Origin of the sequence: Nocardioides guangzhouensis, from assembly GCF_004519545.1 — a bacterium.
GTDB lineage: Bacteria > Actinomycetota > Actinomycetes > Propionibacteriales > Nocardioidaceae > Nocardioides > Nocardioides guangzhouensis.
Map to the genome: position 1 here is coordinate 1 of NZ_SDKM01000027.1, position 25,799 is coordinate 25,799.

A 25,799-nucleotide genomic window follows, 5' to 3' on the forward strand; every position below is an offset into this window, starting at 1 on the left:
GCTCTCCCAAGACCTCGGCCGCGAACCCAACCGATCCGAGCTCGCCGAGGAGCTCGACGTCACCCCCCAGGAGGTCGCCGACGCCGGCTCCGCCTACGGCTCCTTCTCCCCCACCTCCCTCGACCAACCCGTCAACGCCGACGGCGCCTCCCACCTCTCCGACCTCCTCCCCGACGACGACACCGACGCCCACGCCAGCGAAGCCCGGCTCCTGCTCGCCCCCGCCCTCCGCAAGCTCAGCGACCGCGACCGCCGCATCCTCTACCTGCGCTACTGCGAGGACCGCACCCAGCAAGAGATCGGCGAGGACATCGGCGTCACCCAGATGCAGGTCTCCCGCACCCTCACCCGCATCCTCCGCGACCTCCGCACCGAGCTCGAGGTCGCGTGAGCGCCGTACCGGAGGAACTGGACGAGGAGCAGGTGACCTGCCGGACCTTCCGCAACCACGGACCCTCCGAGGCGACCCCGCTCGAGGTGGTCGCCCGCGTCGCGCAGGACTCGGGTCTCTGGGTGGCCACGGTGGAGTCGCTGACCTCCGGGCGCGTGGCCAGCCGGCTCGGGGAGGGTGAGAACGCCTCGACGTGGTTCCGAGGCGGGATCGTGGCGTACGACGAGCAGGTCAAGGTCGAGCTCCTGGGCGTGGACACCGGCGAGCTGGTGTCCACCCGGTGCGCAGAGCAGATGGCAACCGGGGCCGCGCGCGTGCTGCGCGCGGACGCGGTGGTCGCGCTCACCGGGGTGGGCGGCCCGGGCCCGGACGAGGACAAGCCGCCGGGCACCGTGGTGATGGCGGTCAGGGTCGGTGACGTGACGACGTTCGCAACCTTCCTCATCGGTGGTCCTCCCGACGAGGTCGTCGCCGGTGCCACCGACCGGGCGGTGGAGCTGCTGGCCTCGGCGCTCCGCCGACAGGGAGGGCTTGACGACCGCGTCAGGTGAGGCGCGCCAGCACGTCGGTGATCTCGGAGCCAGCTCCCTTGGTGGGAGTAGCGTCCCTTCCAGCCGCCTCGACGAGCTCTTCGGCCAGGTAGCGCACCTTGACGTTGCGGGCCTGCGACATCCGGGCCAGCGCGAGGAACGCCGTGTCGGGGTCGATGGAGAAGAGCTGGACGAGCACCCCCTTGGCCTGCTCGATCACGGCCCGGTGGTCCCGGAAGTCGTCCACGGCCAGCGTGACCTGCTCCTGCACCAGGGTGGCCTCCGCGTCGGTGATGTCGACGACGTGACCCTCGAGCGCGGTGACGCCACCTTCGTCACCCAGCACCGAGTGCCCGACCGCGATCACCTCGCGCACCCGTTGCTCGTTGTCCACGATCCGGAAGTGCGAGCTGAACGACTCGCCCGAGCGGAGGGCCCGGTCCCCGATCGAGAACGCCAGGTCGGTGTCCTCGGGGTGCACGTGGCGCCGCATCAGGTCCGTGGTCGGCACGACGTCGCCCGGCTCGAAGCCGTAGATGTGGAAGATTCCGGGAGACCAGTGCCAGGTCTCCGAAGGCACGTCGTAGCGGAACGAACCCGTCCGGTGCTGGTCGAGCCCGTCGTCGCGGCGGTCGTCGTCGGCCGTCTGTGTCGCCATCGCGTCGTCCTGCCGGTGGGTGGGAGACGGTCGCCGGCTCCCGGTTGCTGGAGACGGCGGCAAAATCCTAGCCCCGTTTCCCCAGCGTGCGTGAGGCCCGGCGCGGCCGGCCGACGATCAGCGGCCGCCGGCGCGAGCCTCGTGGTCCGGCTGGCTGCGCAGCAGCACGGGGGTGGACAGCACTCCGTGGAGGAACACCGAGAGGACGACGGTGAAGGGCACACGGTGGACCACAGCCAGTCCTGGCCCAGTTGTGGCGCCTCCCCGGCGGCGTGCGCGAGGTAGTAGAGCGAACCGACGCCGCGGACGCCGAAGAAGGCGACAGCCCACTGCTCCGCACGCGTGAGCCGGCCCCATGGGCGCCGAGACCGCCCAGCGGGAGAGCAGCTCCGGGAGGACGACCGCGAGCAGCAGGCTGCCGCCTGCGACGACGTAGACCAGGCCGGCGGTCACGTGTCGGGCACCCGCTCAGGCACCGGGTGGGCGGCCGGCCCGCAACCCGCAGGTGGCCGGTCCCTCGAGGACCGACCCGTCCGCGTCGAACCGGGACCCGTGCAGCGGGCAGTCCCAGGAGCGCTCCGCGTCGTTCCACCGCACCACGCCCCCGAGGTGCGTGCACACCGCCGACCGTCGGTGTCCCAGACCGTTGTCGTCGACCGCTGTCGCGACGGGCGGCCGCGGACCCCGGTAGGAGACGACACCGTTCCCGGGTGCGGAGGGCTCGCCGTCACCGACGTTGCGGACCGGCCGCAGCCAACCGCCGGCCATCTCGAGGCCGACAGCAGCGTTCGCCAGGGCCGCCGTGGGCAGGCCGCTCACCTCGGTGCCGCGCCACGGCTCCAGCACGTCCGCCCACCGGAGGTGGCCGCCGGTGATCCGGGCCGTGAGCGCGAGGGCGGCGGCCACGCCGTTGGTCATGCCCCACTTGGAGAAGCCGCCGGCCACCAGGACGTCCGGAGCCCTTGGGAGCACCGGACCGGCGAAGGGCAACCCGTGGGCGGGCTCGAAGTCCTGTGCCGACCAGGCGTGCGTCTCGACGGCGTCCGGGCACCACTCCGCGGTCCAGTGGCGCAGCTCGTCGAGACGGGCGCGTGGGCTGGCGGTGCGACCGGTCACGTGGCCGGCCCCGCCCACCAGCAGCAGGTGCCCGAGGTCGTCGTCCCAGGCGTCGCGGAGCGAGCGGCTCGAGCGGCCGGTGGAGAGGTACATGCCGTCCACGGCTGCTGTCTCGGTGCGGAACGCCAGGCTGTAGGACCGCTGTGGCGTCATCCGGGCGAAGAAGCCGCCCCGGTCGAGGAACGGCAAGCCGGTGGCGAGCACCACCGTGTCGGCGGTGATGCTCCCGGCGTCGGTGACCACCTGCGGCGGAGCACTGCCCTCGACGCTGCGCCCCCGGACCCCGGTGACGATCCGGCCGCCGTGGCGGACGGTCTCGCGAGCCAGGGCGTCGAGCACCGCCATCGGGTCCACCTGCGCCTGGCCGTCGAGGCGGACGCCACCCTCGTGGTGGAACGGCAGCCCCAGGTCCGGCTCCCACGTGGCGTCCAGGCCGGCCCTGCGCGCCGTACGCAGCTCCCGCCGGGCGACCCCGGCACCATCCCCGTCGGCGGCGTAGGTGTACGCGGTCCGGACGTCGTACGGCACGCCGTGGTCGTCGCAGAATCGCAGCAGCCACGCCTGTCCCTCGCGGTTCGCCTCGACGTAGCGCCGCACCACGCCCGGGCCGTGCTTGCGGCCCAGCGTCGAGAGCCGGGTCCCCTGCAGGAGGCTGATCTTCGCCGTGCTACCGCCGGTGGTGCCCGCGCCGACGTGCCGGGCCTCGAGCACGGTCACGGACCGGCCCGTCCGGCTCAGGAGCAGGGCCGCCGTGAGCCCGGTGATGCCCGCGCCCACGACCACCACATCGCTCCGGGCAGGGAGCTCCGGTGCTTCGGTCAGGGCCGGCTCGTCCAGTCGTGAGCGGTCGACCCACAGCGATGTCAGAGGCATAGTGACGCGGTTCCCGGGGAGTCACCCGGGCATGCGCCGACCAGTCGGAGCCGCAGCGGGGCCGAGCATCGCCCGCTCGGGGCACGGAGCCGACATGGGTGGGAACCGGCCTCGAGCGACCGCACCATCGTGGTCGGGGGCGCGAGTTCGAGCTGTGGCCCCTGGCGGAGCCGGGCGCTCAGGTCTCGGGCGACGTCGGATCGAGGAACACGTGCCGCACCTCGGGGTAGCGCTCCTGGATCCGCGCGTCGACCGCGTCCGCGGTGGCCTCGAACTCGTCGCCGTCGCCCCCGGGACTCAGGTCGACGCGGGCGGCGACCAGCACCTGGTCCGGAGCCAGCCGCATCGTCATCAGCTGGAGGACGTCGTCGATCCCGTCGGCGTCACGGATCACCGTGGAGATGCCCTCCTGGACGCCCGCACCGACGGCCTTGCCGATGAGCAGGTCGCGGTTCTGCTGGCCCAGCCCGAACGCGACCACGACGAGCAGCCCGGCGATCAGCAGCGACGCGACGCCGTCCCAGACCGCGCTGCCGGTCGCGTGCTCGAGCGCCAGGCCGCCGGCCGCGAGCGCGACCCCGAGCAGGGCGACGCTGTCCTCGAAGACCACGGCACGCAGCGCGGGCTCGGCGTCGTGGAGCAGGTGCCGACGGGCAGCGGTCCCCCGCTCCCGCGCCTCGGTGCGCAGCTGCCACACCGCGCGGGTCAGGGACACCCCCTCGACGACGAATGCCACCGCCAGCACGACGTACGACGCCGTGGGCGAGCCTCCGCCGACCTCGCCGGAGAGCAGGACCTCGATGCCCTGGTACGCCGCGAACCCGGCGCCGAGGACGAAGATGCCCACTGCGGCCAGCAACGACCAGAAGTAGCGCTCCATGCCGTAGCCGAACGGGTGCGTGACGTCGGCCGGCTTCCGGCTCCTCTGGAGAGCGGCGAGCAGGAAGACCTGGTTGAGCGTGTCCGCGAACGAGTGCGCGGCCTCGGCCAGCATCGCGGCCGACCCGCTGACCAGTCCGGCCGCGAGCTTGGCCACACCGATGAGGAGGTTCGCGGCGCCGGCCAGGAGCACGGTCGGTCGTGACTCTTCGTTGTCGCTCATGGTGCGGCGGGTCCTCCTCGGGTCGAGTGCGGAAGACCCGTACCCACGAACCCGGCCGCGCAGCGCCTCCGGGCCGGACGTCAGCGCCGGACGCGGTAACGCAGGTGGAGCACCCGGTCACCCTGGATGACGACGCTCGGGTCCTCGAGCAGGTGCTGGCCGTCGACCGGCCCGAAGTACCGCTTGCCCCTGCCGAACACGACCGGTACGACGTCCATGGCGACCTCGTCCACCAGGCCGAGCGCGAGCGCCTGTCCCCCGACGTTCCCCGCGCAGATCGCGACCACCCGGTCCCCGGCCCGGCGCTTCGCCTCGTCCACGGCTGCCGCGACGTCGTCGAAGAACGGGACGTCGGCCTCGGGGTGCCACCCGTCCGGCTTCGGCCGGTGGGAGACCACGAGCAGGTGCTCACCGGCCGGCGGCTCGGCCTCCCAGCCGTTGGTCAGGTCGAACAGGTGCCGCCCCTGGACGGTGGCGCCGATGCTGCCCCACAGGGAGCCGACGTACGCCTGCGACCGCCTGCTGATCCGGAACGGCGCATGCCGTTCCTCTCCCGACTCCTCGACGATGGGCACGTCCCCGTTGAAGTACCACTCGAAGAGCGGCCCGACCTCGTCGTGCTCGTCGGCGATGAAGCCGTCCACCGACACCACTGCGTGCATGATCACGGTTGCCATGCCAGGGCTGACCGGACCACGTCCCCGGACTCATCGCAACAGAGGCGGTCAGCTGCGCCGCGACCAGCGCCACAAGCCGAACAGCGGCGCTCCGGTGAGGGCGACGAACACGAGGCCGCCGACGTGGTCGCCCACGTCGGTGCCGAAGAGCGCGAGCAGGGTGCCGAGCAGCACGAACGGGGACAGCAGTACGGTCGCGACCCAGAACAGCACGGTGCGGACGGGGTGTCGCCCGGCCGGCAGGGTCAGCCCGCCCAGACCGTCGAGGACGTCGTCCAGGTCGCCGTGGGTGCGGGCGGCGAGCGCGCGGCCCGTGCGATCGCCGAGCTCCGCCGAGGTGATGCGGCCCTGGGAGAACGCGTCGGCGAGCTGCTCGACGGCCCGGTCCCGGTCGGCGTCGGACGCGAGGAGCGCCTGCGCGGCGGCCCTGCGCTCGGCAGCGGTGTTTCCGGACACACGCCCAGCGTAGGTAGCGCCCCGGTCGCTGTCTCGAGAACGCCCGACGACGCCGATCGCCCGGCCGGAAATGAGTTGAGGAGCTCCCCGGGATGAGGTTGGCTTGCGCACGTGTGTCGGGCGGTCCGCCGCGAGCCCGACGACCCGGCCCTCCTCTTCGATGTGAAGGACAGTCATGTCTTCTCGGGACCTTCCCGTTGCCGACCCGACCCGGGACTACGGCGTGCTCCGCTGGCTCGTCGCCGCCGCCTTCGTCGTGATCCTCAACGAGACGGTGATGTTCAACGCGCTGCCGAGCCTGATGCGGGAGTTCGAGGTCGACGTCACGACCGCCCAGTGGCTCTCGACCGCGTTCATGCTCACGATGGCGGTCGTCATCCCGGTCACCGGCTGGTTCCTCCAGCGCGTGACCACGCGGCAGGCCTTCGGTCTCGCCATGGCGGTCTTCTGCGCCGGCACGCTGATCGCCGCGCTGGCCCCCGCCTTCTGGGTGCTCCTGCTGGGCCGCATCGTGCAGGCGTCCGGCACCGCCGTGATGATGCCGCTGCTCATGACCACGCTGATGACGATCGTCGCGCCCGAGGACCGCGGCCGGGTGATGGGCAACGTCACCCTCGCGATGTCCGCGGCGCCGGCGCTCGGCCCGACCGCCTCCGGCCTCATCCTCGAGATCGCCAGCTGGCGCTGGATGTTCGGCATCGTCCTGCCGATCGCCGGGACCATCGCCCTGGTCGGCCTGGCCCGGCTGCGCAACGTCGGAGAGCCCCGGGCCGCCTCGCTCCACGTGCCCAGCGTGGTGCTGTCCGCGCTCGGCTTCGGCACCCTGGTCTACGGCCTCAGCGAGTTCGGTCACGGCGGTGACGACCGGGTCCGCGGCGCGGCCTTCGCGCTGGTGGGCCTGGTCTTCGTGACGGCCTTCGTCCTGGTCCAGCTGCGGCTGCAGCGGGTGGACCGGCCGTTGCTCGACCTCCGCACCCTGCGTCGACCCACCTATCGACTGTCCCTGCTGATCATGGCGCTGGCCTTCGCCGGCATGTTCGGCTCCATGCTCATCCTGCCGGTCTACCTGCAGAACCTCCGCGACCTCAGCACCCTCGAGACCGGTCTGCTGATGATGCCGGGCGGCCTCGCCATGGGGCTCCTGGGCCCGCGCGTTGGTCGCTGGTTCGACGCTCACGGCAGCCGGCCGCTGGTCCTTCCGGGTGGCGTCGGGGCCGTCCTGGCGCTGGGCCTGTTCACCCAGATCAGCCTGAGCACCCCGATCTGGCTGGTGCTCGTCGCCCACGTCCTCCTCATGGTGTCGCTGGCCCTGATCTTCACCCCGGTCTTCACCCTCGGGCTGGGTGACGTGCCACCACACCTCTACTCCCACGGCAGCTCGCTGTTCGGCGCCCTCCAGCAGGTGGCCGGGGCACTGGGCACGGCCATCGTGGCGACCCTCCTCGCCTGGCGCACGACCCACCTGCTCGAGCAGGGCGAGGACCCCCTGACCGCCCAGGTGGGCGGCATGACCGCGGGCTTCTGGTTCGGGGTGGCCCTCACCGCGGTGGTGCTCGGCCTGCTGTTCCGGCTGCCGAACCGTCCCACCGCCTCGCCCCACCAGCCGGCCCCCGACGAGCAGGCGCCCGCCTCCGCCGGGGCCTGACCGGCAGCCTCCCGGGAGGCCGGTTCATCGGTCCTTCATGTCGCCGTGCCTACGGTCGCCTTCCCGGTCGCCCGGACCGGTCGCGCATCAGGGAGGCGTCGTGGCGAGCGGATCGGCGGTGGTGTGGAGCGGCACCCAGGAGGACTGGTTCCGGGGGGTCAACGGCGTCGCCCGGGCAACGCCGTGGTTGCACACGCCCGCCCGCCTGTACGCCGGGTACGGCGTCGCGGTGTTCGCGGCGGTGCTCCTGCTCTCGTGGTGGCTGGCCCGGCGTGACGGCGACCCGGGCCGGATGACCGCGGCGTTGTGGGCACCCGTCGGTGCGCTGGTGGCGCTCGGGGTCAACCAGGTCCTCGTGGCCACGGTGGCCGAGCCCCGGCCGTACACGTCGATGCCCGACGCCCTGGTCCTCGTCGCCCGGAGCACGGACCCCTCGTTCCCCAGCGACCACGCGGTGATGGCCGGAGCGGTCGCGGCCGGGGTCTTCCTGGTGGACCGGCGGCTCGGCGCCGCCACGGTGTTCCTGGCCGTCCTGATGGCCGTCACCCGGGTGTACGTCGGCGCCCACTATCCCCTGGACGTGGCGACCGGCCTGGTCGTGGGCGCGGTGGTCGCCCTCGCGTCGTACGGGCTCGCCCGGCCGGTGGTCTCGTGGCTGGTCACCGCCCTGTCGCTCACCCCGGTGCGGCCGCTCCTGACGGCGCGGGCTCCCGGGATCGCCCCCTGAGCGGGCTGGTCGCCGAGGAGCGCGTCCCGGCTGCGTGACTTCATGTTCCCTTCATCGGCGCCGACCTACGTTCCCGGGCATGAAGCCCTCGCCCCGACCACGCGGACCACGCGCCGACCTCTGGTCGAGGCTGCGGTTCCTCTCCTCGTGGGTCGCCGCGGTGGCCCTGCTCGGGGCGGTCCTCCCCCGCGTCGTCGACATCACCTGGCACGGCGTCCTCCCGGTGCTGGGCTCGGTGCCCTGGAGGGCGTCGCTGATCCTGGCCGGGCTGTGGCTGCTCGGCCTCTACGTGCACTCGTTCGTGCTCACCGCCGCGGCGCCGAGCCTCACCCGCCGACGTGCGCTCACCCTGAACCTGACCGGGAGCGCGGTCTCGAACGTGGTCCCCCTCGGCGGGGCGGCCGGCGTGGAGCTCAACCGCCGGATGATGCGCGCGTGGGGCATCGACGGTCGTGCGTTCACCGGGTTCACGTTCCTCACCAACCTCTGGGACGTCGGGTCCAAGCTGCTGCTCCCGGTCGTCGCCGCCGTGGCCCTCGCCCGCGCCGGCGAGCACGTGGCGCCCCAGGTGCAGACCGTCTCGCTGGTCGCGGGCGTCGGCTTCGTCGTGATGGCCGTCGTCGCGGCGTTGGTGCTCGTCAGCCCGCGCGGAGCGGTCGCGGTGGGGCAGGGTGCCGAGGCGTGGGCCCGCCGCGGCCTGCGGATGCTGGGCCGGGACCGGGAGCTCGGTCTCGCGCCGGCACTGCTGGACGTCCGGGACCAGTGCGCCGGCCTGGTGGCGCAGGGGTGGCTGCGCATGTCGGCCGCGATCGCGGGCTACGTCGCCCTGCAGGGCCTCCTCCTCGGCTTCTGCCTCCATCTCACCGGCGGCGGCAACACCTGGCCGGAGGTCCTCGCCGCGTTCGCGGTGGAGCGGGCCCTCACCATCGTCCCGCTGACCCCCGGCGGGGTGGGCGTCGCGGACCTCGGGCTGGTCGGCGTCCTGCTCACCCTGGGCGGCGACCCGGCCAGCGTCACCGCCGCCGCCGTGCTCTACCGCGCCTTCATCTTCGCCGTCGAGATCCCCGTCGGCAGCGGCACCCTCGGGGTCTGGTTGCTCGGTCAGCGGCTGTCGGCCCGACGGGCGTCGTTACGGAGGCCGTTCCCGACCCCGGGGCGTCGCATCGCCCACGTGACCGACGTGTTCCTGCCCCGGCTGGGCGGCATCGAGACGCACGTCGACGAGCTGGCGCGGCAGCAGCGGGCCCGCGGCCTCGACGCCGAGGTGCTGACGCCGCCGCGGGCCGGCACGGGCGGCGACCCTTCGTGGGTACGCCGCGTCCCGGCGAAGGAGGCCCGACGCCTCGTCACGGAGTACGACGTCGTCCACGTGCACGTCTCGATGTTCTCCCCGTACGGCATCGCGGTGGCCCGGGCCTCGATCCGGCTCGGGGTGCCCGTCCTGGTCACCGTGCACTCGATGTGGAGCGGCGCCGGCGGGATCCTCCGCCTGGCCGCGCTGGCCGGCGTGCGCCGCTGGCCGGTCGCGTGGTCCGCCGTCAGCGGCGCCGCGGCGGGCACCTTCGGGCGCTCGCTCGGTGGTGTGGAGATCGCGGTCCTGCCGAACGCGGTCGACACCGCGTCCTGGCGGCCATCCGCCAGCGTCCGAGGTCCCGGACTGCCGCAGGCGTCGTCGCCGGTCACGCTCGTGAGCGTCATGCGCCTGATGCCGCGCAAGCGCCCCCTCCAGCTGCTCCGGGTCTTCGAGCAGGTGCGCCGCCTCACGGGTGCCGACGTCCGCCTGGTCGTGGTCGGCGACGGCCCGCTGCGCCGCCGCCTGGAGCGTCACGTGCGGCACCACGGCCTCGGCGACCAGGTCCGCATCACCGGCCGGCTGCCCCGCGACCGCGTGGCGGGCGAGCTGGCCACGGCCTCTGTCTACGTCGCCCCGGCACCGCGGGAGTCCTTCGGGATCGCCGCCCTCGAGGCACGCTGCGCCGGCCTGCCCGTGGTCGCCAGGCGGGGCAGCGGGGTGGGCGAGCTCGTCCGCGACCGGGTCGACGGGATCCTCGTCGACGACGACGCCGGGATGGCCGTGGCCCTGGCCGGCCTGGTCCGCGACCCGGCACTGCGGGAGCGGATCGCCGCCCACAACCGGGCCGTCGTACCGGGGTTCGACTGGACCGACGTCCTCGACCGGACCGCCGGCCTCTACCGGCTGGCGGCCGAGCGCGTCGGCGCGTACGACCGGGCGACCGGCGCGCCAGCCCCGGTGCTGGTCGGAGCATGAGTGCCGTGGCCACCATCGTCTCCCTGCACGCCCACCCCGACGACGAGGCCCTCCTCACCGGCGGCTGGCTCGCCCAGCGGTCGGCCGCCGGCGACCGGGTCGTGCTGGTCTTCGCCACCGACGGGGACGCCGGGCTGGCCGGCGCCGGCTACCCCGCCGGCTCGCTGGCGGAGGTACGGCGGGCCGAGGCCGCGGCGTCGGCCGCTGCCCTCGGCGCGGCCCGCGTGGTGTGGCTCGGGTACGCCGACTCGGGGATGGCCGACCGGCCGTCCCGGAACGGGCGTCGCTTCGCCGGCGTCCCGGTCGAGGAGGCCGCACGCGAGGTCGCGGCGGTCCTCGCGGAGGAGCAGGCGGCCGTGCTCACCGGCTACGACGCGAACGGCGGCTACGGGCACCCGGACCACGTGCACGTCCACCGGGTCGCGCGCCGGGCCCAGGCCCTTGCCACGACACGTCCCGCCCTGCTGGAGGCGACGCTCGACCGCACCTGGCTGCTCCGGGCCGTGCGGGCGATGCGCCCGCTGGCGCGCCTCCTCCCGGGCCTGACCCTCCCCGGCGACGAGGTCTTCACCGACCGCGGGTCCGTGACCCTCGCCGTCGACGTGCGCGCGCAGCTCCCCGAGAAGCGCGCCGCCCTGGCCGCGCACGCGTCCCAGGGAACCGGTGGCGTCCGCACGACCAGGCTCCTGCTCGCCCTCCCCCGCCCGCTGGCCCGACGCGTCCTCGGCACCGAGTGGTTCGTCGAGGTCCCCTGGCGGCCGGTCACATCTCGATGACCAGCCGGGCGGTGGCACGGCCCGTCAGGACGTCGTCGATCGCCTCGTTGACCTCGTCCAGCTTGCGCCGGTCCGCCACGACCCGGGTCCGACCCAGCGCGTGCAGCTCGAAGACCTCGGCGAGGTCCTGCCGGGTGCCGACGATCGACCCGATCACCGAGATCCCCTTGAGGACGGTCGGGAAGATCGGCAGGTCCATCGGCCCCTCGGACTCGGGCGGCAGCCCGACGCAGACCAGGCGTCCGCCGCGGCGCAGGGCAGCGAAGGCCTGCTCGAACACCGAGGGGATGACGGCCAGGACGACCGCGACGTCCGCGCCGCCCAGTGCCTCGATCGCCGCGACCGGGTCCTGCTCCCGGGCGTTGACGACGTGGTCCGCGCCGAGCTCGGTCGCCAGCCGCAGCTTCTCGTCCTCGACGTCGACCGCGATCACGGTCCCGCCGACCAGGCGGGCGTACTGCACGGCCAGGTGCCCCAGTCCACCGATGCCGAACACGGCCACCCGCTCGCTGGGCCGGATGCCGGCCACCTTGATCGCCTTGTACGTCGTGACGCCGGCGCACGTGAGAGGTGCGGCGTCGAAGGCGGTGACGCCCGCGGGGACCGGGACGACGTACCGGGCGTCTGCCACGGCGTACTCGGCGAACCCGCCGTCGATCGAGTAGCCCGTGTTCTGCTGCTCCTCGCACAGGGTCTCCCACCCGTCGACGCAGTGGTCGCAGTGCCCGCAGGCGTGCCCGAGCCACGGCAGCGCCACCCGGTCGCCGAGCGAACGCTCGGTCACCCCCTCGCCGAGGGCCTCGACGATGCCGACGCCCTCGTGACCCGGGACGAACGGCGGCACCGGCTTGACCGGCCAGTCGCCGTGCGCGGCGTGGATGTCGGTGTGGCACAGCCCGCTGGCCTCGATCCGGACCAGCACCTGCCCCGACCCCGGCTCGGGGACCGGGCGGTCCTGGATCTCCAGGGGCTGGGTGAAGCTGGTGACGACGGCGGCCTTCATGGCATCTCCTCTGATCGGTTGGGTGTCCCCACGATCGGCCGACCAGTCAGGCCACGCCCACGGCCGGACGCCACTCCGACCCGGGACCAAGGACCCGTGCGGGCGAGAACGCCGTGGCCGGGGTCAGGCGCCGGGGCGCAGCGGTACGTCGAGGCGCGCGGCCAGCTCGTCGTACGAGATGCCGAAGGTCTCGGTGACCGCGGCGCCGCCGGGGCCGAGCTCGAACACCGCGAGGTCGGTGTAGAGGCGATCGACGCAGCCGACGCCGGTCAGCGGGTAGGTGCAGTCGCGGACCAGCTTCGGGGTGCCGTCCTTGGCCAGCAGGGTCATCATCACCACGACCTGCTTGGCGCCGATGGCGAGGTCCATGGCCCCGCCGACCGCGGGGATCGCGTCGGGTGCGCCGGTGTGCCAGTTGGCCAGGTCGCCACCGGCCGAGACCTGGAACGCGCCCAGCACGCACACGTCGAGGTGGCCGCCGCGCATCATCGCGAACGAGTCGGCGTGGTGGAAGTACGCCGCCCCGGGCAGCTCGACGACCGGGATCTTGCCGGCGTTGGTCAGGTCCGGGTCGACCTGGTCGCCGACGGCCACCGGGCCCATGCCGAGCATGCCGTTCTCGGTGTGCAGGACGATCCCGGAGTCGGGGCCGAGGTGGTCGGCGACCAGCGTCGGCTGGCCGATGCCGAGGTTGACGTAGGCACCCCGGGGGATGTCGCGGGCGATGCGGGCCGCGATCTCGTCCCGGCTCAGGGGTCCCCGGTCGGTGTGCTCACGGACGGTGACGGTCATGAGGTGGCTCCAGATCGGTCCGGGACCACGGCGACGCGGTCGACGTAGATGCCCGGCGTTACCACGGCCTCGGGGTCGAGGCCGCCGGGCTCGACCACCTGCTGCACCTGGACGATCGTGGTCGTCGCCGCGGTGGCCATGACGGGCCCGAAGTTGCGGGCGGTCTTGCGGTAGACGAGGTTGCCCATGCGGTCGGCGACGTGGGCCTTGACCAGCGCCACGTCGGCCCTGAGGGGGTACTCCAGGACGTAGGTGCGGCCGTCGATCTCGCGGGTCTCCTTCCCCTCCGCGAGCGGGGTCCCGACGCCGGTCGGGCAGAAGAAGGCGCCGATCCCGGCGCCGGCCGCACGCATGCGCTCCGCGAGGTTGCCCTGCGGCACCACCTCGAGCTCGATGCGGCCGGCCCGGTAGAGGCCGTCGAAGACCCACGAGTCAGCCTGGCGGGGGAACGAGCAGACCATCTTGCGTACCCGCCCCTCGGCCAGCAGCGCGGCCAGGCCGGTGTCCCCGTTGCCGGCGTTGTTGGACACCACGGTGAGGTCCGTGGCGCCCTGGCGGATCAGGGCGTCGATGAGGTCGACCGGCATGCCGGCCATCCCGAACCCGCCGACCAGGACGGTCGAGCCGTCCTCGATGCCGGCGACCGCCTCGTCGACCGAGTCGTGCACCGTGGTCACGACCTGCCTCCTTCGTTCTCGAGCACGACCGCCAGGCCCTGGCCGACGCCGATGCAGATGGCCGCGACGCCCCAGCGGTCGCCGGACTCGCGGAGCCGGTGCGCCAGGGTGCCGAGGATCCGGCCGCCCGAGGCACCGAGCGGGTGCCCGATCGCGATCGCGCCGCCCTTGGCGTTGACGACCTGCGGGTCGATCTTCCAGGCGTCGACGCAGGCGAGGGCCTGGACCGCGAACGCCTCGTTCAGCTCGACCGCGGCCACGTCGTCCCAGCCGATGCCGGCCCGGGCCAGCGCCTGCTCGGCCGCCTCGACGGGGGCGATCCCGAACCGCTGCGGCTCCAGGGCGACGGACCCGCGCCCGGCGACCCGGGCCAGCGGCGCGAGCCCGATCCGGTCGGCGGCGGCCGCGGTGCCGAGCAGCAGCGCCGACGCCCCGTCGTTGAGCGGGGAGGCGTTGCCGGGCGTGATGGTGCCGTCGGGCCGGAACGACGGCTTCAGGCCGGCCAGCGTCTCGGGGGTGCTGCCGTCGCGGATGCTCTCGTCGCGGGCCAGCTCGACGCCGGGCACGGGCACCACGAGGTCGTCGTAGAACCCCTCCGCCCAGGCATGGGCGGCGCGCTGGTGGGAGGCGGCGGCGAGCTCGTCCTGGCGGTGCCGCGGGATCGCCAACGCGTCGGCCAGCTGCTCGTTGGCCTCGCCGAGCGAGACCGTCCACTCGCGCGGCATCCGGTCGTTCACGAGCCGCCAGCCGAGGGTGGTGGAGACCGCGTTGACGTCACCCGCGGGGAAGGCGCGCGACGGCTTGGGCAGCACCCACGGCGCCCGGGTCATCGACTCGACCCCGCCGGCCACCGCGATCTCGGCGTCGCCGGTCTCGAGCAGCCGGGACGCGGTCATCGCCGCGTCCAGGGATGACCCGCACAGCCGGTTCACGGTCGTCGCGGGCACGGTCACCGGCAGCCCGGCGAGCAGCACCGCCATCCGGCCGACGTTGCGGTTGTCCTCCCCCGCGCCGTTGGCGTTGCCCCACACCACTTCGCCGATCCCGGCGGGGTCGAGGCCGGGCGCCTTGGCCAGCGCGCCGGTGAGGGCGACGGCGGCCAGGTCGTCGGGCCGGACGCCGGCGAGGGCGCCGCCGAACCGGCCGAACGGGGTGCGGGCGGCGGCGTAGAGGTACGCGGAGGTGGTCATGCACCCGAGGCTACGACCGTTCGTTGATAGGGTGAAGTACCAATATCCTGCCCAATAGAGACGTTGGAAGTATCAATGGACCTTCGCCAGCTGCGCTACTTCGTCGCCGTCGCCGAGGAACGTCACTTCGGCCGTGCCGCGGCCCGGCTGCACATGGCCCAGCCCCCGCTCTCCCAGCAGATCCGCGTCCTCGAGGGTGACCTCGGGGTGCAGCTGCTGCACCGCACCACCCGCCGGGTCGACCTCACCGAGGCCGGAGCGGCGTACCTCGTGCGGGCTCGCGAGATCCTGGCCTCCGTCGACGAGGCCGGGCACGAGGCGCGGCGGGTGGCGGCCGGCTCGGTCGGTCGGCTGGCTGTCGGGTGCGTCGGGTCGGCGACGTACAGCCTGCTGCCGGTGCTGGCCAACGGACTGTCCGAGGAGCTGCCCGGGATCGACTTCGCCTTCCGCGGCGAGATGCTGGTTCCCGACCAGGTTCGCGCCCTCCGCGACGGCGACATCGACATCGCCCTGCTCCGGCCGCCGGTCGCCGACCCGGTGATCGCCCTGCAGGTCCTGCGGCGCGAGCGGCTGGTCGTCGCCCTTCCCGCCGACCATCGCCTTGCCGCCCGGCGTCGCCTCTCTGCCCGGAACCTGCGCGACGAGGCGCTGATCACCCACTCGGGCCGACGCGACTCGGTCATGTTCGACCTGGTCCTGCGGCTCTGCCGCGCCGCGGGCTTCGAGCCGAGGGTGCGGCACGAGGTCGAGGAGACCTCCACGCTGGTCACGCTCGTCGCCGGCGGGCTGGGCGTGGCCGTGGTGCCCGAGCCGGTCACCGCGCTCCCCCTGGCCGGCGTGGCCTACCGGCCGCTCGCGGACCGTGAGGCGACCACCGAGCTCGCCGTCGCGCACCTCGCCGACCGCACCGAGCCGCACCTGCGGCGCGCGGTGGAGACGGTGACCGCGCTCGTGCCCCGCTGACCGGGTGCCGCGTCGATGGCTGCCATCACCGCGACGGCCGTTCCCTGCCGGGGCGCCCGGGCCTAGCGTGGCGGCATGACCGTGACGTGGCGGGCGCGCATGGTGACGCCCGCGGTGGACCTGACCGCTCCCCTGTTCCGTCGTGAGGTCGAGCTCGACCCCGGGCACGGCGCCGTGGCGTCGGCGTGGCTGCACCTGAGCAGCCTCGGCGTCCACGAGGCGTTCGTCGACGGGCGACCGGTCGGCGAGGACGTGCTCAGCCCCGGCTGGAGCGCCTACGAGTGGCGGCTGCGCTACCGCAGCCACGACGTCACCGGGATGCTCCGGGAGCGGAGCGTGCTCACGGTCTCGGTCGGCAACGGCTGGTGGCGGGGCCGGCTCGGCTTCCACGGCGGTGCGTCGGTGTACGGCGACCGGCTCGGGCTGATCGCCCAGCTCGAGGTCGAGTTCGCGGACGGGCACCGGCAGACCGTCCTCACCGACCGGTCGTGGCGAGCGGGTCCCTCCGACGTCCTCGCCGACGACCTGTACGACGGGCAGACGATCGACGCGGGTCGCCGTACGGACGCCTGGACGAAGGTCGGCGCCCACCCGGCGTCCTTCTTCCCGGTCGAGGAGCTCGACTTCGACACCGCCACGCTCGGTCCGTACCTCGGACCGCCGGTGGTGCGGCAGGAGGCGCTCCGCCCGCAGCGGATCTGGACGTCGCCCACCGGCCGGACCCTGGTCGACTTCGGCCAGAACCTCGTCGGGTGGACCCGCTGCCGGGTACGCGGGCCCCGCGGCACCGAGATCCGGGTCCGGCACGCCGAGGTGCTCGAGGACGGCGAGCTCGGGACCCGTCCGCTGCGCACCGCCCAGGCCACCGACCGGTTCGTCCTGAGCGGCGGAGAGGACGCCTTCGAGCCCACGAAGACATTTCACGGGTTCCGGTACGTCGAGGTGACCGGCTGGCCGGGCGACCTCACCGACGACGCGATCGAGGCCGTCGTCGTCCACTCGGACCTCCCCCGGACCGGGATCTTCGCCTGCTCCGACGACCTCCTCGACCGGCTGCACCAGAACATCGTGTGGGGCACCCGCGGCAACGTCCTCGACCTCCCGACGGACTGCCCCCAGCGCGACGAGCGGCTCGGGTGGACGGGCGACATCGCGGTCTTCGCGTCGACCGCCGCCTTCCTGTTCGACGTCGAGGGCTTCCTCGGCGACTGGCTCGTCGACCTCGACCTCGAGCAGCGTCACGCCGATGGCGTGGTCCCGGTCGTGGTGCCGGACCCGCTGAAGTACCAGCCGTTCCCCGAGGGGCTGCCCGAGCCCGACACCACCGCGATCTGGAGTGACGCCGCGGTGTGGGTGCCGTGGGCGCTCTACCAGGCGTACGGCGACCGTGCGCTGCTCGAACGCCAGTACGGGTCGATGTGCGCGCACGTACGGCGCGCCGAGGCGCTGCTCTCCCCTGCCGGCATCTGGGACTCCGGCTTCCAGCTCGGCGACTGGCTCGACCCCGACGCACCGCCGGACCAGCCGTGGCTGGCCAAGGCCGACAAGGCCGTGGTGGCGACCGCCTGCCTCTACCGCACCGCCTCGATCATGGAGGCGACCGCGGAGCTGCTCGGGAGGCACGGCGACGCGGCAGGCTTCCGGGCTCTGGCAGCGCGCGTGCACCGCGGATTCCGCACCGAGCTCGTCTCCGACGACGGGACGATCCGCTCCGACTGCACCACGGTCTACACGCTGGCCCTCGTCTTCGGGCTGCTGGACGGGGCCCTCGAGGAGCTCGCGGGCAGCCGCCTCGCGGCCCTCGTCGCGGCCAACGGCTACCGGGTGTCGACGGGTTTCGCCGGGACGCCGTACGTCTGCGATGCGCTGGCCCGGACCGGGCACGTCGACGCGGCGTACGCGCTGCTGACCGAGCGCGAGTGCCCGTCGTGGCTCTACCCCGTGACGATGGGCGCCACCACCGTCTGGGAGCGCTGGGACTCGATGCTCCCCGACGGCAGCATCAACCCCGGCGAGATGACCAGCTTCAACCACTACGCGCTGGGGGCGGTCGCCGACTGGATGCACCGGACCGTGGCCGGCGTCGCGCCGGCGGAGCCGGGCTACGCCGCGGTCCGGTTCGCCCCCCGTCCCGGCGGCGGGCTGACCTGGGCGGCGGCCTCGATCGACACCCGCCACGGCACGGTGGGGATCCGGTGGGACGTCGTCGACGGGAGGCTGCAGGTCGAGACCCGGCTGCCGGACGGCGTACCCGGCGTCCTCTCCCTCCCCGACGGCACCGAGCACCCTGTGGAGAGCGGCACCCGGACCACGACCTGGTGACGTCGTGCGGCTCGGCGATGCGAGGTATCAACAGAGGTGACTTCCGGAGCCCGCGGCGGTGGCGTTGGCTGGTGGCCATGAGCGATCGATCCTTCCCGACCGGGTTCCTCTGGGGTGTCGCCGGGTCCGGGCACCAGACCGAGGGTGACAACATCGACAGCGACACCTGGTTCGCCGAGCAGGTCACCCCCACCGTGTTCCGCGAGCCCTCCGGCCGGGCCTGCGGCAGCTACGAACGGTGGCGCGAGGACGTCGCGCTGGCGGCGGGCATGGGGCTCTCGGCGTATCGCTTCTCCGTCGAGTGGGCCCGCGTGGAGCCCCACGCCGGGACGTTCTCCGAGGAGGCCCTCGACCACTACGAGGCCGTCGTCGACGAGTGCCTCGCGCTCGGCCTGGCGCCGGTCGTCACCTTCAACCACTTCACCTCCCCGCACTGGTTCGCCAAGCGCGGCGGGTGGCTGGATCCGGAGGCGCCGGAGGCGTTCGCGCGCTACTGCGGCCGGGTGATGGACCGCTTCGGCGACCGGATCGCGGTGGCCGTGACCCTGAACGAGCCGAACCTCGCCCGGCTCCTCACCTGGCTGGACCTGCCGGAGTTCGTCCGCGACCTCGAGCGGGCGACCCTGGTGGCCGCCAGCGAGGCGGCCGGCGTGCCGGCGTACCGGCTCTCCAACGTGATGCTCCCCGAGGAGATGGACGCGATCGCCGACGGGATGACCGCCGGACACGTCGCGGCCCGCGCGGCGATCCGGCGCCGCCGGCCGGACCTGCCGGTCGGCCTGTCGATCGCGGTGATCGACGACGTGGTGGACGGCGACGACGCCTCCGTCCGTGACCGCAAGCGCGCCGAGGTGTACGAGCGCTGGCTGCGCCTGGCCCGCGACGACGACTTCGTCGGCGTCCAGAACTACGAGCGCGTGCACTACGACGGCTTCGGGGCCGTCCCGCCGCCCGAGGGTGCGCCGCTGAACCAGATGGGGACGGAGGTCGAGCCGCTCTCGCTCGCGGGCGCCGTGCGCTACGCCCACGAGGTGGCCGGGGTGCCGGTGCTGGTGACCGAGCACGGCATGGCCACCCCGGACGACACCCTGCGGGCGGAGTTCATCGAGCCGGCCCTGGCGGGACTGCTCGACGCGGTCGAGGACGGGGTGCCGGTGCTGGGCTACCTGCACTGGACCCTGCTCGACAACTTCGAGTGGATCTTCGGCTACTCGTTCCAGTACGGCCTGCACGAGGTCGACCGGGAGACGCTGACCAGGACGGCGAAGCCGAGCGCCGGGGTGTACGCCGCCATCGCGCGCGCCGGCGCGGTGAGGTCCCCGGTCGTCGCCGGGTGACAACGGCTCCGGTCAGGACCACACCACGTCGAGCTCCTCGCGGGTGCCGAAGCGCTCCAGGTGGTCCTTGACCACCTGGGCGAAGCGGTCGGCGTCACCGCCCTCGGGGACGGTGGCCTCGATCCGGAGCAGCCCGGCCTCGGCGCGCAGGACGACGACCTGGCCGCTGTCGAACCGGATCACGGTGGCGCCGTCCTCCTCCCCCGCGCTGCCCTTGCGCGCCCAGTGCCCGGCGAGCTGCTTGGCGTAGCGCTCCGGGCGGTCCGTCGCCATCGTTCCATGCCTGGTGGTCATGCGATCTCCTGGGTGTGCTGGGTCTACAGGGTGCCCGACGCGCCGGGCAGCACCGCCGACCAGCCCCCGTCGATGACGAGGTTGGCGCCGGTCACGTACGACGCGTCGTCGGAGGCGAGGAACAGCACGCACCGGGCGACCTCATCGGGTCGCCCGACCCGTCCCAGCGGGATCGAGCGGGCGATGTGCCGCATCGGGTGGTCGTCGGCGAGCAGGTCGGCGCGGGTCGCCGGCGTCTCGATCATCCCGGGGCTCACGCAGTTGACCCGGATGCCGTGCCCGGCCCCCTCGGCGGCCAGCTGCCGGGTCAGCGCGATGACCCCGCCCTTGGTGACCGTGTGTGCGGCCCGGCCGTTGGTCAGCGAGCCGGTCAGCCCGGCCGTCGAGCCGACCAGCACGACGGACGCGTTGCCGGACCGCTTGAGGTGCGGCCAGGCGTGCTTGACCGGGAAGAAGACCACGTCGAGCTCGTGGCGCAGGACGAAGTCCCACTCGTCCCGGGTGACGTCCTCGACGGCGTTGAACCGGGTCGCGCCGGCATTGGCGTAGAGCACGTCGATGCGCCCGTGCTCGCGTGCCGCAGCGTCGACCCACCGCCGTACGGCGTCCTCGTCGGTCAGGTCCACCCGGGCGGCACCCGGCGCCTCCTGCACGTCGCACCCGACGACGGTCGCCCCGGCGTCCGTGAACAGCTCGGCCGCGGCGGCGCCCTGGCCACCGGCGGAGCCGGTGATGAGGCAGACCTTCCCGGCGAGGGAGGCGGTCACGGGCGGCCGGCGTCCAGGTCGGCCAGCGTGTCCTCGATCCAGTCCGCGGTGAACGCGGCCACGTGCGGCAGGTGGTCGAGCCCGCAGTGCTCCGTGCCGCCCTCCTCGGGGGTGAAGATCCGCAGCTCCTTGCGGGGCGCGGAGGTGGCCTGCTCGAACGACTGGTGGGCGTAGGCCACGTTGATCTGGCGGTCGCCCTCGCCGTGCGTGATGAGCAGCGGGCAGGTGATCTGCTCGACCACCCCGTTCAGGTTGACCCGCTCGGCCTTCTCGATGAACGTCGGCAGGTCGCTCTCGCCCCACACCCACAGCACGTGCTCCCAGTAGTGCGGGACCGGGTTCTCGCCCTCCCGCTCGAGCCGCTTCTTCTGCACCTCGCCCCAGTTGTGGTTGGCACCCCAGGCGACGGCCAGCGCGAGCCGCTTCTCGAACGCCGCCGCGCGGGGCACGTAGTAGCCACCGAGCGACCAGCCGACCAGCCCGATCCGGTCGCTGCGGACGTCCGGCCGACCCTCGAGGTGGTCGACGCAGGCCCGGGCCCAGTCCTCGGTCTCGACCCGTGAGGTCAGCCCCTGGAGGCGGAGTGCCTCGCCGGAGCCGGGGCAGTCGACCTGCAGCACCGAGATGCCGCGCGCGGCCATCTCCGAGGGCCACCCGGAGGTGTACATGTGCTCCTTGGTCGAGTCGAGGCCGTTCCACATGATCATCACCGGCACCGGTCGCCCGTCCGGCGACCCGTTCGTGAAGTACGCCGGCAGCGTGGTGCCCTCGAACGGGACCTCGACCCGCGTCGTGGCGGGGTCGACCAGCTCGAACGACCTCTCCATGAGCTCGAGGCAGTGCCGGTACGTCGGGACCCGGTCGGGCGAGGAGTTGCTGAGCATCCGCTCGGCCTGGCAGAGGTACGCCGCGGCCCGGAGGTACTGCTGGCCGGCGGTGCGCAGGTGCCCGGCCTTCTCGGCCTCGACCGCCTGCTCCTCGACCTGGTCGGCCACCCGCCGCCAGGACGCCATGAACTCCTGGGTGCCGACGTCGGAGCCCTGCTGGGCGAGGTCCCGGATCGGCCGGCACGCCCGGTCGACCTCGTCGATGGTGCCGCCGCTGTTGAGGGTGGCGACCACGCCGAGGTTCCAGATGTAGTTGCCCGGGAAGTACTCGAACACGACTGCTACCTGCTTTCTGCTGTCTGCCGCGACGCGCGGCGGAACGGGGTGAGGGGCGGGACGGGGGTGCCGTCGACCACCGTGTTGGTGAGGGTGCCGAGCCGCTCGACCGTGATCGAGACGACGTCGCCGGGCTGGAGCGGGGGCGGGTCCTGCCGGCCGGCCCGGCCCCAGAGCTCGGCCAGGCAGCCGCCGCCCCCGGTGGTGCCGGAGGCGAGGACGTCGCCGGGGACCACGAGCGAGTCGCGCGAGGCGTAGGCGAGCATGGTCGGGAACGACCAGCCCATGTGCGCGAGCCGGTCCCGGCCGACCTCGACGCCGTTGACGGTGACCCGGCAGTCGAGGTCGAGGAACCCGTCGTCGTCGACCCGGTCGGCCAGCTCGTCGGCGGTGACCAGCCACGGGCCGATCGAGGTGCAGAAGTCCTTGCCCTTGGCCGGGCCGAGCCCGACACGCATCTCGCGCTTCTGGAGGTCGCGGGCGGACCAGTCGTTGAGGACGAGGTACCCGAAGATCGCGTCCCCGGCCTCGGCCTCGGTCCACGACGCACCTTCGGCCCCGGCGACGCACGCGACCTCGAGCTCGAAGTCGAGGGCCCGGCAGCCCCAGGGACGCCGGACCGGCGCGCCCGGCCCGACGATCGCGTGCGGGTTGGTGAAGTAGAACGTCGGGGCGTCGTACCACGCGTCCGGGACGCCGACGGCGTCGTCGACGCTCCGCCGGACGCCCTCGACGTGGGACTCGAAGGTGACGAAGTCGCGCACGCTCGACGGGTGCAGCGGCGGCAGCAGGGTGGCCCCGGCCAGCGGCAGCGCCACCCCGGCCAGCGCCCTGGTGCCGATCTCCAGCGCGGCCGGCAGCCCCGCCCGGACCAGGTCGTCGACGGTCAGCCCGTCGGGCAGCGGGTGCAGGCCGTCCTCCGCGAGGACCGCACCGACCACCAGGTCGCCGACCCGGGCGGTCGCGAGCCTCACGTCGCTCCCCCGATCGCGTCGGCGATGCCCTTGTGGGACACGTGCGCGGTGAGCCCGCCGTCGACGACCAGCTCCGCGCCGTTCATGTACGCCGCGTCGTCGGAGACCAGGAAGACCATCAGCGGGGCGACGTCGTCGACGGTCCCGGTGCGGCCGAGCGGCACCTCGGCGACGGCGGCGGCCCGGAACGCCGGCGACGCGTTCGCCATCAACGGAGTCTCCACCAGTCCGGGCATCACCGCGTTCACCCGGATGCCTCGGGCGCCCAGCTCGAGCGACGCGGTCCGGCTCAGGCCGCGCAGCGCCCACTTGCTCGCGGTGTACGCCGCCGCGACGTGCCCGCTGAGGGCGGCCACCGAGCACACGTTGACGATCGACGAGCCGGCCGGCATCAGCGGCACCAGGGCCTGGATGCCCAGCAGCGGCCCGGTGACGTTGATGTCGAAGGTGCGGTGCCAGGTCTCCAGGTCGACGTCGGGCAGCCGGTCCCGTCCCGCGACCCCCGCGTTGTTCACCAGCGCGTCGACCCGGCCGTACGTCGACCGGAGGTCGTCCGCCAGGGCCTCCCAGCCGTCGGCGTCGCGGACGTCGAGGTGCCGGTAGGCGGCGGCGAGGCCCGCGGCGACGAGGGTCTTCGCGAGCGCCTCGCCCTCCTCGTCGAGCACGTCGGTGAGCACCACGGTGGCGCCGGCGCGCGCGAGCGCGGCCACCTCGGCGGCGCCCTGCCCGCGAGCGCCACCGGTGACCACGACCACCTTGCCGTCGACCCTGCTCATGTCGTCTCCTTTCGTCCCACCGGGTTTCGAGACGCTCGCTCGCTGGCGCTCGCTCCTCAACCAGCGGTCTCGCTCCTCGACCGGCGGTGGCGGGTCAGACCGGCGGCGCGACGAAGACGCCGCGGTCGGGGTCGTTGAAGCTCTCGCGGGCGATCAGCTCGCTCATCGGGTCCGCGGTCCCCCACACGTCCTGGGTCATCGGGTCGGCGATGTCGTAGACGGACGGGTGCCACTCGTCGGTGGTGAGCCGCTCGAGCTCGGTGGTGTACTCCATCGTGTTGCCGCTCGGGTCGAGGAAGTACGTGAACGTGTTGTTGCCCGCGTTGTGCCGGCCCGGCCCCCAGACCTTCTTGATGCCGGCCCGCATCACGCGACCGGTGCCGCGCATGTACTCGTCGAGGCCCCGCAGCTCGAACGAGACGTGGTGGACCGAGGTGTGCGGCCCGCGGGCGATGGCCAGGCTGTGGTGCCAGTCGTTGCACCGCATGAAGTGCATCATCTCGCCCATGTGCTCGCCCCAGAGCGTGTCGCTGAGCATGAAGCCGAGGTACTTCTCGTAGAAGTCCTTCGTGCGCGTCGGGTCGTTGGAGTTCATCACCGCGTGCGAGATCCGGACCGGGATCGACTCCCCTTCCTCCACCTCGCGGTGCTGCCGGGTCTCGACGTCGGCCGAGATCTCGATGACCCGGCCGTCGATGTCGAAGAACCGGAAGCCGTAGCCGCCGCCGGCGGTCTGCAGCTTGTCGGGCTGGCTGACCAGCTGGACCCCCTCGCTCGCGAGCTTGGCCGCGAGTGCGTCGACGGCAGCCGGGTCGGTGGCGCCGAACGAGATGAGGTCGAGCCGCTTCTCGCCGGCCCGGCGCAGCCGGATGACGTACTGCTCCGGGGAGCCCTCGGCGGCGAGGTAGGAGAGGTCGCCGTCGGTGCCGACCTCGGTGAGGCCCCAGAGGTCGGTGTAGAAGCTCCGCTGGGTCTGGTAGTCGGGCACCGCCAGGTCGACGTGCCTGAGGTGGGTGATGCCGAATGCGTTGAGGTTGCCGCTCATGTTTCCTTCTTCCTTGGGTTCCTTGGTCTCGAGACGGGCGCAGAGCGCCCTCCTCAACCAGCGGAGGGGGCTCAGCCGAGGACCGACCCGCCTCCGTCGACGACGAGGTGGGCGCCGCTGACCCAGGCGGACTCGTCGGAGGCGAGGTAGAGCGCGGCGTTGACGACGTCCTCGGGGCGTCCGTGCCGCCCGAGCGGGATCCGGTCCAGGACCACGCGCCGCATCCGGTCCGGCGGGTCGGCCAGCATCGGCGCGGTGTTGGGGGTCTCGACCAGCCCGGGGCTGATCACGTTGGCGCGGATGCCCAGCGGGCCGCCCTCGACGACCAGCTGCAGGGTCAGCGCGATCACGCCGCCCTTGGCGGCGCTGTGGGCGTTCTGCGGCATGAACTCGACGCCCCGGGTCGCGGCGATCGAGCCCACGTTGACGATGGAGCCGCCGCCGTGCGCCTTCAGGTGCGGCCAGGTGGCGCGCACCGTGTAGTAGACGAGGTCGAGCTCGTTGCGCATGGTGAAGTCCCAGTCCGCGACGCTGAGCTCGTCGAGCGAGCCGAAGCGCTGGGTGGAGGCGTTGTTGTAGAGCACGTCGATGCCGTCGTACGTCGCGACCGCCCGGTCCACCCAGGCCTCCGCCTGGCCGGCGTCCCCGAGGTCGACGCCGCCGTGGACGGTGATCTCGCCACCGGCAGCGCGCACCGCGGCCTCGGTGCGACCGGCGGCGGCCTCGTCGAGGTCGCAGCCGACCACTCGCGCTCCCTCGGCGGCGAACATCGCGGCCGCGGTGCCACCGATGCCGCCCCCGACGCCGGTGATCAGCGCGATCTTCCCGTCCAGGCGGCCGGTCATGCCGACACCGCCGCGCGCCGCCGGGCCGAGGTCCGGTCCAGCAGCTCGATCAGGTTGCCCTCGGGGTCGGCGACGTAGGCCATGCGGACGCCGGGTTCCGGCGACGGGCGCGGCGACATCCGGTCGGTGGCGCCCGCCGCCACCAGCCCGTCGAACGACGTGTCGACGTCCTCGACGTCCAGGGCGAGGTGGCCGAACCCACGCGTCAGCGCGGCCTCGACCGGGCTGGCGGCTCGGAGGCCGGGGCGGTTGCCGGCCCGGTGCAGGAGCTCGATCCGGTAGCCGGCCGGGCTGACCAGCATCGTGCCGCGGAAGTCGACGTCGTCGAGGGCGAACTCGAGCTCGACGGTGAGCCCGAGCGCCGCGGCGTACCACCGCGTCATCGCCGGCAGGTCGGCGACGTTCAGGCCGACGTGGTCGAGGGTGCTCAT

Annotated in this window: 26 protein-coding genes; 9 read left to right on the top strand and 17 right to left on the bottom strand. The window is 73.4% G+C overall.

Annotated features, from left to right (window positions below; all coding sequences use genetic code 11):
- Both EKO23_RS17065 and EKO23_RS17070 read left to right on the top strand, forming a co-directional pair.
- Window positions 1-391, top strand: a 391-nt coding sequence (locus EKO23_RS17065) for a sigma-70 family RNA polymerase sigma factor (RefSeq protein WP_134719334.1), incomplete at its 5' end; no start/stop codon positions are given.
- On the top strand, window positions 388-942 hold the full coding sequence (locus tag EKO23_RS17070) for a CinA family protein (RefSeq protein ID WP_167880528.1): 555 nt from the start codon (window positions 388-390) through the stop codon (window positions 940-942). The genes EKO23_RS17065 and EKO23_RS17070, both read left to right, overlap by 4 nt.
- Here the strand turns inward: EKO23_RS17070 and EKO23_RS17075 are convergent.
- From EKO23_RS17075 to EKO23_RS17095, 5 genes are all read right to left on the bottom strand, one after another.
- On the bottom strand, window positions 935-1,579 hold the full coding sequence (locus EKO23_RS17075; protein ID WP_134719335.1) for a PAS and ANTAR domain-containing protein: 645 nt from the start codon (window positions 1,577-1,579) through the stop codon (window positions 935-937). The genes EKO23_RS17070 and EKO23_RS17075 overlap by 8 nt on opposite strands.
- A 468-nt stretch (window positions 1,580-2,047) precedes the next feature.
- Window positions 2,048-3,568, bottom strand: coding sequence for an FAD-dependent oxidoreductase (locus tag EKO23_RS17080; RefSeq protein WP_134719336.1), 1,521 nt, complete (start codon window positions 3,566-3,568; stop codon window positions 2,048-2,050).
- A gap of 178 nt (window positions 3,569-3,746) precedes the next feature.
- On the bottom strand, window positions 3,747-4,670 hold the full coding sequence (locus tag EKO23_RS17085) for a cation diffusion facilitator family transporter (RefSeq protein ID WP_134719337.1): 924 nt from the start codon (window positions 4,668-4,670) through the stop codon (window positions 3,747-3,749).
- Window positions 4,671-4,750: 80 nt separating this feature from the next.
- On the bottom strand, window positions 4,751-5,347 hold the full coding sequence (locus EKO23_RS17090; protein WP_134719338.1) for a dihydrofolate reductase family protein: 597 nt from the start codon (window positions 5,345-5,347) through the stop codon (window positions 4,751-4,753).
- A gap of 48 nt (window positions 5,348-5,395) precedes the next feature.
- Window positions 5,396-5,803, bottom strand: coding sequence for a DUF1707 SHOCT-like domain-containing protein (locus EKO23_RS17095; protein ID WP_167880529.1), 408 nt, complete (start codon window positions 5,801-5,803; stop codon window positions 5,396-5,398).
- A gap of 175 nt (window positions 5,804-5,978) precedes the next feature.
- Between EKO23_RS17095 and EKO23_RS17100 the strand changes: the two genes are divergently transcribed.
- The 4 genes from EKO23_RS17100 to EKO23_RS17115 all read left to right on the top strand — a co-directional run bounded on the left by EKO23_RS17100 (window position 5,979) and on the right by EKO23_RS17115 (window position 11,220).
- The gene (locus tag EKO23_RS17100; protein ID WP_134719340.1) at window positions 5,979-7,448 is read left to right on the top strand and encodes an MDR family MFS transporter; all 1,470 of its coding nucleotides are present in this window, start codon (window positions 5,979-5,981) and stop codon (window positions 7,446-7,448) included.
- Window positions 7,449-7,548: 100 nt separating this feature from the next.
- Entirely contained in the window at window positions 7,549-8,175 is a 627-nt protein-coding gene (locus EKO23_RS17105; RefSeq protein ID WP_246051148.1) for a phosphatase PAP2 family protein, read from the top strand.
- 79 nt (window positions 8,176-8,254) lie between these two features.
- The gene (locus tag EKO23_RS17110) at window positions 8,255-10,444 is read left to right on the top strand and encodes a glycosyltransferase (RefSeq protein WP_134719342.1); all 2,190 of its coding nucleotides are present in this window, start codon (window positions 8,255-8,257) and stop codon (window positions 10,442-10,444) included.
- 5 nt (window positions 10,445-10,449) lie between these two features.
- Entirely contained in the window at window positions 10,450-11,220 is a 771-nt protein-coding gene (locus tag EKO23_RS17115; RefSeq protein ID WP_134719343.1) for a PIG-L family deacetylase, read from the top strand.
- Here the strand turns inward: EKO23_RS17115 and adhP are convergent.
- The 4 genes from adhP to EKO23_RS17135 form a co-directional block, all read right to left on the bottom strand.
- A complete protein-coding gene (gene adhP, locus EKO23_RS17120) occupies window positions 11,207-12,223 on the bottom strand; it encodes an alcohol dehydrogenase AdhP (protein ID WP_134719344.1) in 1,017 nt (338 codons plus the stop codon). The two genes, EKO23_RS17115 and adhP, sit on opposite strands and share 14 nt — an antisense overlap.
- A gap of 123 nt (window positions 12,224-12,346) precedes the next feature.
- Complete coding sequence (locus EKO23_RS17125) at window positions 12,347-13,015, bottom strand: 3-oxoacid CoA-transferase subunit B (RefSeq protein WP_134719345.1); 669 nt, start codon at window positions 13,013-13,015, stop codon at window positions 12,347-12,349.
- The gene (locus EKO23_RS17130) at window positions 13,012-13,692 is read right to left on the bottom strand and encodes a 3-oxoacid CoA-transferase subunit A (protein ID WP_134719346.1); all 681 of its coding nucleotides are present in this window, start codon (window positions 13,690-13,692) and stop codon (window positions 13,012-13,014) included. Before EKO23_RS17130 ends, EKO23_RS17125 begins: the two co-directional genes overlap by 4 nt.
- Complete coding sequence (locus EKO23_RS17135; RefSeq protein WP_134719347.1) at window positions 13,689-14,882, bottom strand: thiolase family protein; 1,194 nt, start codon at window positions 14,880-14,882, stop codon at window positions 13,689-13,691. The genes EKO23_RS17130 and EKO23_RS17135 overlap by 4 nt, the downstream gene beginning before the upstream one ends.
- 75 nt (window positions 14,883-14,957) lie before the next feature.
- Between EKO23_RS17135 and EKO23_RS17140 the strand changes: the two genes are divergently transcribed.
- The 3 genes from EKO23_RS17140 to EKO23_RS17150 all read left to right on the top strand — a co-directional run bounded on the left by EKO23_RS17140 (window position 14,958) and on the right by EKO23_RS17150 (window position 19,504).
- Window positions 14,958-15,845, top strand: coding sequence for a LysR family transcriptional regulator (locus EKO23_RS17140; protein WP_134719348.1), 888 nt, complete (start codon window positions 14,958-14,960; stop codon window positions 15,843-15,845).
- A gap of 75 nt (window positions 15,846-15,920) precedes the next feature.
- Complete coding sequence (locus EKO23_RS17145; RefSeq protein WP_134719349.1) at window positions 15,921-18,167, top strand: alpha-L-rhamnosidase; 2,247 nt, start codon at window positions 15,921-15,923, stop codon at window positions 18,165-18,167.
- Between the two features lie 77 nt (window positions 18,168-18,244).
- Window positions 18,245-19,504, top strand: coding sequence for a glycoside hydrolase family 1 protein (locus EKO23_RS17150; RefSeq protein WP_134719350.1), 1,260 nt, complete (start codon window positions 18,245-18,247; stop codon window positions 19,502-19,504).
- Window positions 19,505-19,516: 12 nt separating this feature from the next.
- On the opposite strand, the gene EKO23_RS17155 is transcribed toward EKO23_RS17150, so the two are convergent.
- From EKO23_RS17155 to EKO23_RS17190, 8 genes are all read right to left on the bottom strand, one after another.
- The gene (locus EKO23_RS17155; protein ID WP_134719351.1) at window positions 19,517-19,798 is read right to left on the bottom strand and encodes a DUF2218 domain-containing protein; all 282 of its coding nucleotides are present in this window, start codon (window positions 19,796-19,798) and stop codon (window positions 19,517-19,519) included.
- A gap of 23 nt (window positions 19,799-19,821) precedes the next feature.
- Entirely contained in the window at window positions 19,822-20,565 is a 744-nt protein-coding gene (locus EKO23_RS17160) for an SDR family NAD(P)-dependent oxidoreductase (protein WP_134719352.1), read from the bottom strand.
- Window positions 20,562-21,728 carry an alpha/beta hydrolase family protein gene (locus EKO23_RS17165; RefSeq protein WP_134719353.1) on the bottom strand — a complete coding sequence of 389 codons (1,167 nt, stop codon included), beginning with the start codon at window positions 21,726-21,728 and terminating at the stop codon, window positions 20,562-20,564. The genes EKO23_RS17160 and EKO23_RS17165 overlap by 4 nt, the downstream gene beginning before the upstream one ends.
- A 5-nt stretch (window positions 21,729-21,733) precedes the next feature.
- Window positions 21,734-22,702, bottom strand: a complete 969-nt coding sequence (locus tag EKO23_RS17170) for a fumarylacetoacetate hydrolase family protein (RefSeq protein WP_134719354.1) — start codon at window positions 22,700-22,702, stop codon at window positions 21,734-21,736.
- A complete protein-coding gene (locus EKO23_RS17175; RefSeq protein ID WP_134719355.1) occupies window positions 22,699-23,478 on the bottom strand; it encodes an SDR family NAD(P)-dependent oxidoreductase in 780 nt (259 codons plus the stop codon). Before EKO23_RS17175 ends, EKO23_RS17170 begins: the two co-directional genes overlap by 4 nt.
- A 94-nt stretch (window positions 23,479-23,572) precedes the next feature.
- Window positions 23,573-24,523, bottom strand: coding sequence for a VOC family protein (locus EKO23_RS17180; RefSeq protein WP_134719356.1), 951 nt, complete (start codon window positions 24,521-24,523; stop codon window positions 23,573-23,575).
- Between the two features lie 71 nt (window positions 24,524-24,594).
- On the bottom strand, window positions 24,595-25,368 hold the full coding sequence (locus EKO23_RS17185) for an SDR family NAD(P)-dependent oxidoreductase (protein ID WP_134719357.1): 774 nt from the start codon (window positions 25,366-25,368) through the stop codon (window positions 24,595-24,597).
- Window positions 25,365-25,799: a VOC family protein gene (locus tag EKO23_RS17190; protein ID WP_134719358.1), complete on the bottom strand. Its 435-nt coding sequence runs from the start codon at window positions 25,797-25,799 to the stop codon at window positions 25,365-25,367. Before EKO23_RS17190 ends, EKO23_RS17185 begins: the two co-directional genes overlap by 4 nt.